We start from the raw sequence: 15,251 nt of genomic DNA, 5'->3' as shown, positions 1-15,251 counted from the left end.
AAGGCCCTTCACAAACGTGAAGGGCCTTTTTTGTTTTTATAAGTTTTTTAATCAATTGAAAACTTAAAAAGCAATTGCTTTTCATCAGCTTCTGGAACCTCTGAAATGAGGACATAGTTTCCGGGGGTTAAATCAGCTTCAAAAAAGCCTTTGCTTTCAGCAGGTAGATTGTTCATCCCGCCCAAGAACGTAAATCCAACCGGAGCAGGTGTACGGAGTCCCCTGGGATTCATCCAATTCATCCATAGGACCAGGGAATCTAAAGAAGCCGTAGCGTCGTATTTGACCAAGTTTACATCATGTCCGACAAAGTTTTCATATACTTTTTGATCTATAAAATTTGTTTGGAATACTTGTCGCCCAGAGGAAAGGCTGTCCTTAAGTAAAATTCCGTCAGTACTGGATATGTCAATCTGCGCTGTTGTGGTCGGAGGTGTTAGTTCGCTGACCTCATTCTTCACTATAATTTCTTTTAACATGCCATGTGAAGTGTGCCAAGTACCATTGAACATTTTTACATAACATTCCATCATGTAACGACCAGGTTCTAGATAAACGGTGCTCTTTACGGTGTATTTAGGAGATACAAGTCCGGTACCTCCTAAAAATTTCACTTTTTGGTACCATTCAGGTATTTTACCAAAAGCCGTCATCGCACTATCCATTTGGTTTTCCATGATATATCTCATCCCATCATCAAAAGGGGGGAGCAGTTCGGATTTAGTATTTCCTATGGTTATTCCTTCCGGATACAAATCCATCATAATAAAGTGGACTTCCTGAGATTCATTGTTGTAAATGAAAGTGTTCCAGCCTGAATATAGTGTGTCAGAAACAAAGAATTCCATGCTCTTTGTATTTACATTGACCTGACCGAGTTCTAAAGGTGACTTTTCTGGAGTCCTAATTTCTTTTTCTTTGGTTTTGCAAGAAAGCAAAGTGAAGAAGAGTAAGCAGATTGTAATTGGATTTTTCATAAGTGATGTATTAAGAGGTTTGTATGCCCTTGAAATACACAGCACAGACTTTATAAAAGGTTGGTTATGGTAAGATGGCCTCTATTAAGATACAAACAAATTTCCACTTACCGATTTTTGATGTGTAAACGGTCGGTTTATTTATGTGGTTGATACAATGTGTATCTAAAAAAAACTCCCCTAAGCAAAGCAAGCCTAGAGGAGTTTAGCAAGTTTAGTTGAGATTTATGTGAGCTTTTAAACTCTAGGCAGATCTCCCTCACCCTTTAAAGGTAAATCAGATTTCCCCATTAAATATGTGTCCACGTAGTATGCAGCTTGCCTGCCTTCGGAAATGGCCCAAACAATAAGGGATTGGCCCCTTCTTTGATCACCAGCTACAAAAACTCCCGGAACATTCGTTTTATAATCGGCTGCAGAAGCCTTAATGTTGGTTCTTGGGTCCATTTCAAGATTTAGTTGATCAGCAACCGTGGTCTCCGAACCCGTAAAGCCCAGAGCCAATAGGACCAAATCACATTCCCATTCTTTCTCTGTTCCCTCTACCTCTTTAAGTATGGGGCGCTGACCAGGTTGCTTGACCCATTCAACTTCTACAGTTACCAAGCTTGTTAAATTGCCTTTGTCGTCGGTATTGAATCTTTTTGTGGATATGCTGAATACACGGTCCGCACCTTCCTTGTGCGATGAACTGGTACGCAAACGCATGGGCCAAAACGGCCATGGCTGTCCTTCAGGGCGATCAGTCGTGCCTTTTGGCATTATTTCAAAATTAGTTACGGAAATGGCACCTTGTCTTATGGAAGTTCCAATACAATCGGATCCGGTATCACCACCACCGATCACAATTACCTTTTTGCCTTTGGCTGAAATATCTTCTCCCTTAAATGGTATTCCATCCACTTTTCTATTGTTTTGCGGTAAAAAGTCCATGGCCTGAACCACACCCTTGGCATCAACGCCTGGAATTGGAAGGCTACGTCTTACCGTTGCTCCACCACAAAGTACAATGGAATCATATTCTTTTTGAAGTTCTTGGGCTGTTATGTCAACTCCCACGTGTACACCGGTTTTAAACTCGATGCCTTCTTTTTCCATCACTTCAAGACGCCTATCGATAACGTTTTTCTCCATTTTAAAGTCTGGGATGCCATATCTTAAAAGGCCACCAAGTTTTTCGTCCCTTTCAAACAGCGTAACGGTATGGCCGGCGCGATTAAGTTGTTGGGCGGCTGCAAGACCAGCAGGACCGGAACCTACTACGGCCACTTTTTTATCCGTTCTGTTCATTGGCGGTTCTGGCTTTACCCAACCATTCTTAAAAGCTGTCTCCGCGATGTTTTTTTCTATGTTCTCAATAGATACAGGAGGTTCGTTGATTCCCAGCACACATGCTTCTTCGCATGGTGCAGGACACAATCTTCCAGTAAACTCCGGAAAATTATTGGTAGAGTGGAGTATCTGTGCAGCTTTTTCCCACTTTCCTTGATAGACGGCATCGTTAAAATCCGGAATCAGGTTTCCTAATGGGCAACCACTATGGCAAAATGGAATTCCACAGTCCATGCACCGGGCGCCTTGATTCTTTAATTCACTTTCTTTTAAAGGCTTTGTAAATTCCTTATAGTTTTCGATGCGTTCTTTGACAGGGGCGTATGCTTCGTCCTTCCTGTCAAATTCCAAAAATCCTGTAATCTTTCCCATGTCTCAAATTATAAGGTTTGCATTTTTTCTTCTTCCAATCGGATAAGTGCTTGGCGGTATTCTTCTGGGAATACTTTTATGAATTTAGGAAGACATTTTTCCCAATTTTCAAGAATATTCTGCGCCAAAGGACTTAATGTGGCGTTGTAATGGTTTTCTATCAAATCTTTTAACTGTTGTTTATCGTTGTCCTCATCAACAGGGAGAAGGTTCAAATGGTCTCCATTACAGTTACGTTTGAATGTGTCGTCCTTGTCATACACATAGGCAATTCCACCGCTCATACCAGCTCCGAAATTCCGTCCTACAGCACCAAGAATCACAGCGACTCCACCGGTCATATATTCACAGCCATGGTCCCCGATTCCTTCGACCACCGCTTTGGCCCCGGAGTTTCTTACGCAGAATCGTTCTCCTGCCTTACCATTGATGTATGCTTCTCCAGAGGTGGCCCCGTATAAGGTCACGTTTCCGGTAATCACATTATCTTCCGGTTTAATTGTGGATTTAAAAGGAACTTTTACTATCAGCTTGGCTCCCGAGAGTCCTTTTCCAAGGTAATCGTTAGTGTTTCCATTCACTACCATGGTGAGACCCTTTGTGGCAAATGCTCCAAAACTTTGTCCGGCAGAACCAGTAAAGTTTAGTTTAAGTGTATTTTCTGGCAAGCCTTCCTCTCCATAAATTTTTGAAATCTCATTGCTGATAATGGCGCCAACGGCTCTATCTGTGTTCTTGATCGGGAAATCCAGTGTGGTCTTCTCTTTTCTGAACAAAGCAGGATGTGCTTTTCCTATGATTTCAAATTCAATGGACTTATCTATTTCGTGATATTGTTTTTCCGTATTGTGTAGTTTTGTTCCTTCAGGAACGTCTATGCGATAAAGGATAGGCGTCAAATCGATACCGGCGGCCTTATAATGTTCGATTGCCTTCTTTCTGTCCAGTTTTTGTACTTGGCCTACCATTTCGTTCAAGGTTCTAAACCCGAGCTTGGCCATAATTTCTCGTAGTTCTTGAGCTACGAAGTACATATAGTTGACCACATGTTCTGGTTTTCCTTGGAACTTTTTGCGCAACTCCGGATTTTGGGTGGCAATACCCACTGGACAGGTGTTCAAATGGCATACACGCATCATAATACAGCCAGATGCCACCAAAGGTGCCGTTGCAAAACCAAACTCTTCCGCACCCAGTAAACAGGCAATGGCTACATCTCGTCCTGTCTTCAACTGTCCATCACACTCTAGAACCACTCTGTTTCGCAAGTCGTTCAATACCAAAGTCTGCTGGGCTTCGGCGATTCCTAGTTCCCAAGGTAGTCCGGCATGTTTTAAAGATGTTAGTGGAGATGCCCCTGTGCCACCGTCGAATCCAGAAATAAGGATAACATCGGCCTTTGCTTTGGCCACGCCCGCAGCTACCGTACCTACACCAACTTCCGACACCAGTTTTACGTTTACACGTGCTTCCCTGTTTGCGGATTTAAGGTCATAGATCAATTGTGATAAATCCTCGATAGAGTAAATATCGTGGTGAGGGGGCGGTGAAATCAATCCCACATATGGTGTGGAGTTTCTTGTTTTGGCAATGGCCGGGTTGACTTTTGGTCCAGGCAATTGACCGCCTTCACCAGGTTTGGCCCCTTGTGCCATTTTAATCTGGATTTCTTGGGCACTTGTCAAATAATTGGATGTTACCCCGAACCTACCTGAAGCGACCTGTTTAATGGCACTGTTTTTCCAGTCCCCGGTTTGACTTTTATAAAAACGAGCCGAATCCTCTCCGCCTTCACCCGAATTGCTCTTGCCTCCGATTCGGTTCATGGCAACCGCTAGGTTTTCATGTGCTTCTTGACTTATACTTCCGTAGGACATTGCCCCAGTTTTGAACCTTTTTACAATTTCTGTCCAAGGTTCTACTTCTTCAATGGGAATAGGGTCGTAGTTCGAAAATTCGAAAAGTCCACGGATAGTCATCAAGTGTTTGGATTGCTCATTGACCAGTTTGGAATACTCTTTATAGGTTTCCGGCTCGTTGTTGCGTACCGATTTTTGAAGCATGGCGACACTTAATGGATTGAACATGTGCTTTTCGCCATTTCTTCTCCAGCGGTACTCTCCTCCAACCTCGATATCGAGATTAGCTGATATGTTTTGTGATAGAAATGCTTTTTTATGACGTTTGGTAACTTCTTTCTCTATTTCGTAAAGTCCAATTCCTTGGATTCGAGTTGGGGTGTTCGGGAAATATCTGTCCACAACAGTTGTGTTGATTCCGATGCATTCGAACAATTGGGATCCTCTATACGAGTTCAATGTAGATATCCCAATCTTGTTCATGACCTTTAATATACCTTTCCCGATAGCTTTGTTGTAATTTTTAACGGCTTCCTCAAAAGTGTAATCGGTAATATTGTTTTCCTCGATTTGCTCACCGATGATTTCATTCACCAAATATGGGTTGATGGCACTTGCTCCAAAACCAAAAAGAAGGGCAAAATGATGGACTTCCCTTGGTTCCGCAGATTCTATAATGATACTCAGTTTGGAACGCTTGCCTAATTTTCTCAAACCACTGTTTACATAGGAACATGCCAAAAGAGCTGGGATAGGGGCCATTTCAGCGCTTACCATTCTATCCGATAGGATGATGATGTTAGCATCTTCATCAATGGCATTTGATGCCTGCTGCAATATGCCGTCCAAAGCTTCTTCCAGTCCATTATGCCCTTTGTTGATCTCATAGAGCATAGAAATGGATACAACTTTATAGTCCGGACTGGCATCGTAATTTTTGATCTTGTCCAAATCTTCTTTGGAAATAACAGGGTTTTGGATTTTCAGCTTTCGGCAATGTAATTCCGAAAAATCAAAAATGTTGTGATCACTGCCCAAAGTCAAACTAATATCGGTAATCAATTCTTCACGGATACCATCCAAAGGCGGATTGGTTACCTGTGCGAACAATTGTTTAAAGTAATTGTATATTAATTGTGGGCGCTCGGACAACACGGCAATTGGAGTGTCGGAGCCCATGGAGCCAATGGGTTCCTTACCATTTTCTGCCATGGGCATTATAATGGTGTTGATGTCTTCTTGGGTGTACCCGAATGCGGTTCGTCTGGTCTGGAGTGGGAATTCTCCAAAGAAAACCGGGCAATCGTTATAAGGAATGTCCCTTAAATGCACCAAATTCTTCTTTAACCACTCTTTATAAGGATGCTTTTTGGCTATGGCTTCCTTGATTTCTTCGTCGTTGATGATTCTTCCCTCTTCCATGTTTACCAAGAACATTTTTCCGGGTTCCAGTCGTCCGTGGAATTCAATATCCTCTGGTTCCAATTCAACGACCCCGGTTTCCGAGGACATGATCACATATCCTTTTTTGGTTACGGAGTATCTGGATGGTCGGAGTCCGTTTCTGTCAAGTACGGCCCCTATATAATTTCCATCCGTAAATGGAATGGAGGCAGGCCCGTCCCAAGGCTCCATGAGACAGGAGTTGTATTCGTAAAAAGCTCTCTTGGCTTCGGACATGTCCGGATTTTTTTCCCATGCCTCGGGAACCAGCATCATCATTACTTCGGGCAAAGAACGACCTGTCATTAATAATAGCTCAACGACCATATCCATACTGGCAGAATCGGATTTTGCCGGCAATACGATGGGAAGTATCTTTTTTATATCTTCTCCAAACCACTCACTTTCCATTAGCTCCTCACGTGAGCGCATACGGGAGACGTTTCCTCTTAGTGTATTTATCTCTCCGTTATGGCACATATACCTGAAAGGTTGGGCCAAATCCCACATGGGGAACGTGTTTGTAGAAAACCTTTGGTGAACCAGTGCCAAGCGAGTTACTACACGGGGGTCCAAAAGGTCTTCATAATATCTGCTGATGTCCTTAGGGACCAAAAGCCCCTTAAAAATGATGATTTTAGTTGATAGACTGGGCAAGTAGAAGAATTCGCTTTCAGAAAGCTTGCTCTCTATTACGGTATGTTCCGTGACTTTACGTGCAATGAAAAGTTTAAGGTTAAACTGGAATTCGTCCAAATCCTCTCCTTTTCCTACAAAAACCTGCATTACAAAAGGTTCTGTCTCGGCAGCTATTCTTCCCGGAACGGAACGGTTCACAGGCACGTGACGCCAACCAAGTAGTTCGAGCCCTTGTTTTTTTATGTTTTCCTCAAAAACCTGGATGCAAAAGTTACGTTGGTTTTCCTTTTGTGGTAGAAATACGTTTCCAACCGCATATTCTCCTGCTTCTGGTAGTTCAAAGGAACAGGTGTCCTTAAAAAAGGCGTGGGGAATATCTATAAGTATACCTGCACCATCTCCTGTTTTTCCGTCCGAGCTCACAGCTCCCCTGTGTTCCAATTTATCAAGAATTTCGAGGGCCTTATGTATTATGTCGTTGGACTTAATTCCCTTTAGGCTACATATGAAGCCTGCACCACAGTTGTCGTGCTCAAATTCCGGTAAGTATAAACCTTGTTTCTTCAATCCCATCATTATCGTATTTCCTCAAAAATATCAAAATTGATGTAGAAATAATAAGGTTTTAGCTGATTATCAGATAAATAATCAACGTATGGTTTCTGGGGTTAAAAAAAATTCAATTTAGGAATTAAAGGAATGTTAAATTATCATTATCTCAAATCGAGCTTAAAAAAGGGTTTCTTCCCTACTATGAAAAGAGTGCTTCAAGGTTTTTCAGCCTAATTTCATGTTAATACTTTGTGAAAAATAGGGGGTGAGTAAAATTAGAAGTGATTTGCAAAAAGAAACCCCCTCTTTTGGGAGGGGGTTAAATAATTTAATCTTTTAATATGCTTCTGGAGATGACTATTTTCTGAATTTCGGAGGTGCCTTCATATATCTGGGTAATCTTGGCGTCCCTCATCAACCGTTCTACATGATAGTCTTTAACGTATCCGTTCCCCCCGTGTATTTGAACGGCTTCCACTGCAGTTTCCATGGCTACTTCGGAAGCATAAAGCTTAGCCATGGCCCCGGATAGGGTGTAGTCATTGCCTGCATCTTTATCGCAGGCTGCCTGATATACCAAGTGGCGTGCCGCTTGTATTTTTGTGTGCATATCGGCCAGTTTGAATGCAATCGCTTGATGGTTTGCTATTTCGGTGCCAAAGGCCTTGCGCTCTTTCGAATATTTAAGGGCCAGTTCGTAGGCGCCGGCTGCAATACCCAAAGCTTGTGCTGCAATTCCGATACGTCCTCCGGCCAACGTCTTCATGGCGAACTTAAATCCAAAACCATCGTCACCGATCCTATTTTCTTTTGGTACTTTAACATCGTTGAACATTAAAGAATGGGTGTCGCTTCCACGAATGCCCAGTTTGTTTTCTTTTGGGCCTATTTCAAAGCCTTCCATGTTTTTCTCGATTATCAGTGCATTGATACCATGGTGGCCTTTTTCCCGGTCTGTTTGTGCGATGACCAAGTAAACCTCTGCCTGATTGCCATTTGTGATCCAGTTTTTGGTACCGTTTACTATATAATGGTCACCTTTGTCTATGGCAGTTGTTTTTTGAGAAGTGGCATCGCTTCCCGCTTCTGGTTCTGACAGGCAAAAGGCGCCAATAATCTCTCCGCTTGCCAAGCGTGTCAGGTATTTTTGTTTTTGTTCTTCACTTCCATAGGTCGCCAGTCCCCAACATACCAAAGAATTGTTTACGGATACCATTACGGAAGCCGAGGCGTCGATTTTGGACAATTCTTCCATGGCTATCACATAGGAAAGAGTGTCTAGACCACTTCCTCCATACTTTTCGTCGACCATCATCCCCATAAACCCAAGTTCACCCATTTTTCGGACAAGTTCACTCGGAAATTTTTGGGCTTCATCGCGTTCAATAACCCCTGGTAAAAGTTCATTTTGGGCAAAATCCTTTGCCGCTTGTTGTATCATTAACTGTTCTTCGGAAAGTGTGAAATCCATAAAACTGAATAATATTTAAAAACTACCTGCAAATATAGCTTTCTAGTATTAATATTTTATAAAATACAATGGTTAAATGAGAATGATTGAATTCTTTTCTTGTTTTTTGAAATCTATCTATTCGCGTTTCCTTATTTTTATGCTGATAAGATTATGTGGAAATATTCATTTTGAATATCTTTAGCCACACAGATAACTGCTCAAAAATATTATTCCTTAATTAAACCAAACTTAACATGGAAACCCTTTTAGTTGTCATTTTTGTAATTGGATATTTGGCAATTACCCTCGAACATAATTTAAAAATAGATAAGCTTATTCCCGCATTGGCCATGATGGCTATTTTGTGGGCATTGATGGCTTTTGGCATCGACGGTTTTACGACCTGGTTCGATTCCGGAAACCATGCTCTGCTTGAGAACTTTGGGTCCTTCGGGCACGAAGAGAAAATGGAGCTGATGGAGGAAACTCTTCTTCACCATTTGGGGAAGACCGCAGAGATTTTGGTATTCCTTCTTGGAGCCATGACTATTGTTGAAATCATTGATTACTTTGATGGTTTCGCAACTATAAAGTCTTTTGTAAAGACACGTAGCAAAAAGAAAATTCTTTGGATTTTCTCTTTCTTGGCATTTATTCTTTCTGCCATTATAGATAACCTTACAGCAACTATTGTATTGATTTCCATCCTTCAGAAAATTGTGAAGGACAGAGAAGTGAGGCTTTGGTACGCCGGTTTAATCATTATCGCTGCAAATGCAGGTGGTGCATGGTCGCCAATCGGAGACGTGACGACCACTATGCTATGGATCGGAGATAAAGTTTCCACTGCAATGCTTATAGAGCATTTGTTGGTTCCTTCTTTGGTATGTATGTTGTTGCCATCTTTCATAGCTTCATTTTTGCCCGCTTTTAAAGGAGAGATCGATGCGGATGATGACGATAGTAGTTCGAAATCTAAATATGGTCCTATAATGCTTTATTTGGGTCTTGGAGCGATTGTTTTTGTTCCGATATTCAAGACGGTAACACATTTACCTCCATATGTGGGTATGATGTTGTCTTTGGCCGTTGTGGCGACTTTTGCTGAAATATATAGTAACAAAAAGATTGCTATATCATCCGTAGATCAGGAAAGTGATGCACACTCCCACCATAGTCCGGTACATAGCGCATTGACCAAAATTGAACTTCCCAGTATCCTGTTTTTCTTGGGTATTTTGATGGCAGTTGCTGCACTGGAATCATTGGGTCTATTGTTCAACTTCGCCGAAGGACTAAAGCAAGGTATGCCTTTGATCGGAACAGAAATGGCCGGCACACGAGTATCCGATTTAGTTGTGGTATTATTGGGTGTGGGGTCTGCCGTTATAGACAACGTACCGTTGGTTGCTGCAAGTTTAGGGATGTTCTCCGAGCCATTGGATGATCAATTGTGGCATTTTATTGCCTATTCCGCAGGGACTGGGGGTAGTATGTTGATTATTGGCTCTGCTGCTGGAGTTGTAGCCATGGGAATGGAGAAAATAGACTTCTTCTGGTATCTTAAAAAGATATCGTGGTTGGCCTTTGTGGGCTTCATTGCAGGTGCAATTGTGTTCATGGTAATGCGATATTTGTTCTAAAAAATACTTTAGTTCAAAAATCTCCGTTATTATTGCAAATAAATTGGGGATTTTATATGAATATTTTACAAGAAGTAACGGAAGGCGCTGAGGCAACTGCCTCAATTTCCGAAGAAAAGACCTTATCCGTAATAGATCTTATTGTCAATGGAGGAACAGGGAGTGTCATAATAATTGTGGTGCTTTTTGTTCTTCTTTTTGTTGCTATGTACATTTATTTTGAACGAATTTTTGCCATTAAGGCCGCGTCCAAAATAGATAAGAACTTCATGAACCAGATTCGTGATCACATCAGCAATGGTAAATTGGAAGCTGCAAAATTATTGTGCGCCCAAACGGATTCTCCCGTAGCGCGACTTACCGAAAAGGGTGTCGCCCGAATTGGAAAACCTTTGGATGACATCAACACCGCCATTGAAAATGCAGGTACGCTCGAAGTGTACAAACTGGAAAAGAACGTTAGCGTATTGGCTACCGTTGCGGGTGCTGCTCCAATGATTGGTTTCTTGGGAACCGTAATTGGTATGATTTTGGCGTTCCACGAGATGGCAAGTAGCGGTGGACAGGCAGAAATGGGTTCTTTGGCATCCGGCATCTATACCGCCATGACCACAACTGTTGCAGGCTTGGTGGTGGGTATTATTGCCTATATTGGCTATAATCACTTGGTGAATAGGACAGATAAAGTTGTTCATCAAATGGAGGCCAATGCCGTTGAGTTTTTGGATCTTTTGAACGAACCAGTATAACCCTTAGCTATGAAACTGAAGGGAAGAAACAAAATAAGCCCGGAGTTCAGCATGTCGTCAATGACGGATATCGTATTTCTGTTATTGGTCTTTTTTATGCTGACGTCCAATGCGCCCAATGCACTGGATTTGCTTTTGCCCAAGGCAAAGGGGAAATCCACGAACACACAGAATGTCTCGGTGACCATTGATAAAAACCTGAAGTATTTTGTGAACAACGAGCAGATCAATAAAGAATACATTGAAATTGAATTAAAAAAGGCACTTGAAGGTCAAGAAAAGCCAACAATCATCCTCAGAGCAGAAGAAAACGTGGCCATTAAAGAAGCGGTCAACGTAATGGATATTGCAAACAGGAACAGTTACAAGGTTATCTTGGCGGTGCGGCCAAAATAATGTCCTTTTTAGATACGAGACACAAGAAAAAGTCCTTTACGCTCACAACACTTTTGTTGAGCGCACTCCTTCTATTGCTTTTTTATATTGGATTGACCTATCTCGACCCACCTATTGAAAATGGCATAGCCGTTAATTTTGGGACCATGGAATTTGGGAGCGGGGAAGTTCAACCAACGGAACCAGTGCGTTCCGAACCTAGAGAGGTCGTAAGTCAACCTGAACCACAAGAGGTGGCTGAGCCAGCTGAGCCTGAGGAAACGGTGGTTGAGGAGGCTCCGGTCGAAGAGGTTTTAACCAGCAATGATGAGGAAACCATTAAGCTAAGACAACAACAAGAAGCCAAGCGTAAGGCGCAAGAAGAAGCAGAAAAAGCTAAAGCTGAAGCTGAGCGAATTGCTCGTGAAAAACGTGAGGCCGAAGAGCGTAAACAACAGGAGCAGGAAGCGAAGAAAAAGAGTGTGGATGCTCTTATCGGTGGAATCGGCAAATCAGATGGCACCACTACCGGTAGTGAAGGCGACGATGATCGTGCAGGGGACAAGGGACAACCAGATGGAGATCCTTATGCTTCATCTTACTACGGTTCCCCTGGAAGTGGGACGGGTGGTTATGGATTAAGTGGAAGGTCTTTGGCCAACAAAGGAAAGGTTCAGCAAGATTGTAATGAAGAAGGTAGGGTTGTTGTTAGAATCACCGTTGACAGATCCGGAAAAGTTGTTAAGGCGGAACCTGGCGTAAAAGGTACTACAAACAACGCTCCATGTCTATTGGAGCCTGCCCGTAAAACTGCGATGCTCCATAAATGGAATTCAGATTCGAATGCTCCGGCACAACAGATAGGTTTTGTGGTTGTCAATTTTAAACTAGGACAGTAGTGACCTACCAAGAAACGTTGGACTGGATGTTCGGACAGCTTCCGATGTACCAGCAAAAGGGCGTAGCCGCCATGAACGCAAAACTGGACAACATCATCAGTTTTTGCAATGTGCTAGGCAATCCTGAAAAAAAATTCAAAAGTATACATATTGCAGGAACCAATGGTAAGGGGTCCAGTAGTCATATGTTGGCCTCTATTCTTCAGGAGGCCGGTTATAAGGTCGGACTATATACTTCGCCTCACCTAAAGGATTTTAGGGAGCGCATCAAAATAAACGGAAAGGTTGTAGGCGAAGATTTTGTGGTGGATTTTATTGAACAGCACAAGCCTTTTTTGGAGTATCAAAAGCTTTCTTTCTTTGAAATGACCGTAGGGATGGCCTTCCATTATTTTAGAGAGGAACAGGTGGAAATTGCCGTTATCGAAGTTGGTTTGGGGGGACGACTTGATTCTACCAACATAATAACCCCTGAAGTGTCCTTGATTACGAATATTGGGATGGATCATACGCAGTTTTTGGGAGATACCTTGGAGAAAATAGCGTTGGAAAAGGCTGGAATCATAAAACCGATGGTGCCTGTTGTTATTAGTGAGACCCAAGCAGAGACGAAGATGATCTTTAGCCTGATTGCACATCAGCTAAAATCAGAAATTGTTTTCGCAGATGAACAACCGGCAACGGGATATACAACTGATTTGCTTGGGGAGTATCAAAAGAAGAATATCAATGGGGTGGTAGCTGCCATTTCACAATTAAAAGGTTTTGATGTTCCTGAGGAATCCATATCTAAAGGGTTGGCGAATGTTGTTAAAAATACTGGACTTTTGGGGAGGTGGCAGATATTGCAACAAAACCCGTTGGTAGTTTGTGATACGGCCCATAATAAGGAAGGACTTCAATTAGTTTTGAATCAAGTGCAAAAACAAACCTATTATCAATTACATATTGTTTTAGGTTTTGTTAGCGATAAGGATGTAAAATCTGTTCTGGAACTTTTTCCAAAGGAGGCATATTATTATTTTGTAAGACCGAGCATCCCTCGCGGGTTGGATGTCGGGGTTCTTGAGGAAATGGCTAAGGAACAAGGTCTTATGGGAGAGAAATATATGTCGGTACAACAAGGTTTTCAAAAAGCGTTAGATAGTGCTGATGAAGGAGATATGATTTACGTGGGAGGGAGTACTTTTGTTGTTGCTGAAGTTGTGTAATTTTTTTCATTTTTTTGTTTAATAAATCAAAAACAGTCTTATATTTGCACTCCCATTACGGAAAATAATGGGCGCTTAGCTCAGTTGGTTCAGAGCACCTCGTTTACACCGAGGGGGTCGGGGGTTCGAATCCCTCAGCGCCCACTTTTAGAGTTCAAATGAAAACAAAGCCTTGCATATCTTATTGATTTGCAAGGCTTTAATTTTTTTGAGCCTTGTTTGAATTGGTTTGATTTGATATGTTTTGGTTTGCAATTCGGTTAGTAAAATTTTTTCTGTAAAGTGTTAACCGGATAAGAATGTAAATCGCTATATTACAGCATCTTAGTATTTGACTTTCGTAGGTATTTTTCGTTCAATTTAACACAAAACCTATGAGAACCCGATCTACATTTTCAATCAGTTTCTGGATAAGCACTGCCCGAAGGAATGACGGAACGGCCAAGATCTATGCCCGTATCACCGTTGATAAACAAAGAGTTAACATGAGCCTTAAGTATACCATCCCAATAGAAAGTTGGGATAGAAAGGGGTCGAGGGTTCTGGGGCGCGCTGCCGACGCACAGGAAATCAACACTTATCTGATGGAAGTCGAAACCGAACTTTTCCAATGCTATCGTGAACTGCGGTCCAAGACGCCAAATATAACCCCGCAGATGGTCAAGGCGAAGTATTTCGGAGAAGACTTAGATCAAGTGACCTTAACCGAACTATTTGAACACCACAATCTACATGCTGCCCATAACCTTGGCAAAGCGACCCTGAGCCATTATAAGACCACCCAGAAGTACTTGTTGGACTATTTGAAGAAACAATACAAATGCAATGATTATAGATTGTCACAGCTCAATCACCAATTTGTTGTGGGTTTCGAGACCTATTTGCGCAAGCTACATCCAATCCACCATCATGGGAGGCTTTCGAACAATGGGGCCATGAAACACATTCAGCGTTTGAGAAAAATGGTTAGAATGGCGGTAAATAACGAATGGATAGAAAAGTATCCCTTTCAAAAATTTAAAATAAGGATGGAGAAAAAGGAAAGAGAATTTTTGACCTTGGAGGAACTGCGGAAAATCCAGGAGTTCCGAACCAAGATTGAACGGTTGCGGATTGTAAAGGACTTATTTGTATTTAGTTGCTATACTGGTATTGCTTATATTGATATTATGAACCTTACTGAGGATAACTTGATTTTGGGTATCGATGGGAAGCATTGGATAAGTACCAAAAGACAGAAGACCAAGAACAGTTTCAAATTACCTTTAATGGGACCGGCCTTGTCGATTATCAAGAGATATCAATATCATCCCAAAAGACGCATTGATAAATTATTCCCTGGGATTTCCAACCAAAAATTGAATAGTTATTTAAAGGAGATTGCAGATTCGTGCCATATTAAAAAGCACATTACTTTCCACATGGCCAGACATACGTTTGCTACAACTATCACATTAAGTAATGGGGTTCCCATAGAGACTGTTTCTAAGATATTGGGACATTCAGAATTGGCCACGACCCAAATTTATGCAAGAGTATTGGATAACAAAATCAGTGAAGATATGAGTGACTTGGAAACGAAACTGGATTCTAAGTTTTCAGATTCAGATGCCGGACAAGAGAAAATTTGGAAACCGTGATTTTTAAGGTGGAATTTGGAAAAACTACTCATCAAATAATAACATTAATAGTGCAGCTGATTTTCAAATCAGCTTGTATTTATTCGGTCCCGCTTGCGGGACGTAGA

General features: G+C 41.9%; 10 protein-coding genes and 1 tRNA gene. 7 read left to right on the top strand and 4 right to left on the bottom strand.

Annotated elements, in window-relative coordinates; all coding sequences use genetic code 11:
- Nucleotides 1-47 precede the first annotated feature (47 nt).
- From K1F36_RS09485 to K1F36_RS09470, 4 genes are all read right to left on the bottom strand, one after another.
- Nucleotides 48-977, bottom strand: a complete 930-nt coding sequence (locus tag K1F36_RS09485; RefSeq protein WP_220113605.1) for a hypothetical protein — start codon at nt 975-977, stop codon at nt 48-50.
- A gap of 237 nt (nt 978-1,214) precedes the next feature.
- The gene (locus K1F36_RS09480; protein WP_220113604.1) at nt 1,215-2,681 is read right to left on the bottom strand and encodes a glutamate synthase subunit beta; all 1,467 of its coding nucleotides are present in this window, start codon (nt 2,679-2,681) and stop codon (nt 1,215-1,217) included.
- Between the two features lie 8 nt (nt 2,682-2,689).
- On the bottom strand, nt 2,690-7,195 hold the full coding sequence (gene gltB, locus K1F36_RS09475; RefSeq protein WP_220113606.1) for a glutamate synthase large subunit: 4,506 nt from the start codon (nt 7,193-7,195) through the stop codon (nt 2,690-2,692).
- A 307-nt stretch (nt 7,196-7,502) separates the two neighbouring features.
- A complete protein-coding gene (locus tag K1F36_RS09470) occupies nt 7,503-8,645 on the bottom strand; it encodes an acyl-CoA dehydrogenase (protein ID WP_220113603.1) in 1,143 nt (380 codons plus the stop codon).
- A 236-nt stretch (nt 8,646-8,881) separates the two neighbouring features.
- Here K1F36_RS09470 and nhaD point away from each other — a divergent pair, with 236 nt between their 5' ends.
- The 7 genes from nhaD to K1F36_RS09435 all read left to right on the top strand — a co-directional run bounded on the left by nhaD (nt 8,882) and on the right by K1F36_RS09435 (nt 15,144).
- Nucleotides 8,882-10,270, top strand: a complete 1,389-nt coding sequence (nhaD, locus tag K1F36_RS09465) for a sodium:proton antiporter NhaD (RefSeq protein ID WP_220113602.1) — start codon at nt 8,882-8,884, stop codon at nt 10,268-10,270.
- Nucleotides 10,271-10,326: 56 nt separating this feature from the next.
- Nucleotides 10,327-11,019, top strand: coding sequence for a MotA/TolQ/ExbB proton channel family protein (locus K1F36_RS09460; protein WP_108245178.1), 693 nt, complete (start codon nt 10,327-10,329; stop codon nt 11,017-11,019).
- 9 nt (nt 11,020-11,028) lie between these two features.
- Nucleotides 11,029-11,415 (top strand): ExbD/TolR family protein, encoded by a 387-nt coding sequence (locus K1F36_RS09455; RefSeq protein WP_100816272.1) that lies wholly within the window; start codon nt 11,029-11,031, stop codon nt 11,413-11,415.
- Nucleotides 11,415-12,293, top strand: coding sequence for an energy transducer TonB (locus K1F36_RS09450; RefSeq protein ID WP_220113601.1), 879 nt, complete (start codon nt 11,415-11,417; stop codon nt 12,291-12,293). Before K1F36_RS09455 ends, K1F36_RS09450 begins: the two co-directional genes overlap by 1 nt.
- The gene (locus K1F36_RS09445; protein ID WP_220113600.1) at nt 12,293-13,504 is read left to right on the top strand and encodes a bifunctional folylpolyglutamate synthase/dihydrofolate synthase; all 1,212 of its coding nucleotides are present in this window, start codon (nt 12,293-12,295) and stop codon (nt 13,502-13,504) included. Before K1F36_RS09450 ends, K1F36_RS09445 begins: the two co-directional genes overlap by 1 nt.
- A gap of 69 nt (nt 13,505-13,573) precedes the next feature.
- Nucleotides 13,574-13,648: transfer RNA gene (locus K1F36_RS09440), tRNA-Val, on the top strand.
- Between the two features lie 230 nt (nt 13,649-13,878).
- Nucleotides 13,879-15,144, top strand: coding sequence for a site-specific integrase (locus K1F36_RS09435; protein WP_067034492.1), 1,266 nt, complete (start codon nt 13,879-13,881; stop codon nt 15,142-15,144).
- The last annotated feature ends 107 nt before the right edge of the window (nt 15,145-15,251 follow it).

The sequence above is a fragment of the Flagellimonas abyssi genome (assembly GCF_019457905.1).
Taxonomy (GTDB): Bacteria; Bacteroidota; Bacteroidia; order Flavobacteriales; family Flavobacteriaceae; genus Flagellimonas; species Flagellimonas abyssi.
The sequence above is the reverse complement of the archived record's forward strand: the minus strand, read 5'-3'. Positions and strand labels throughout refer to the sequence as shown.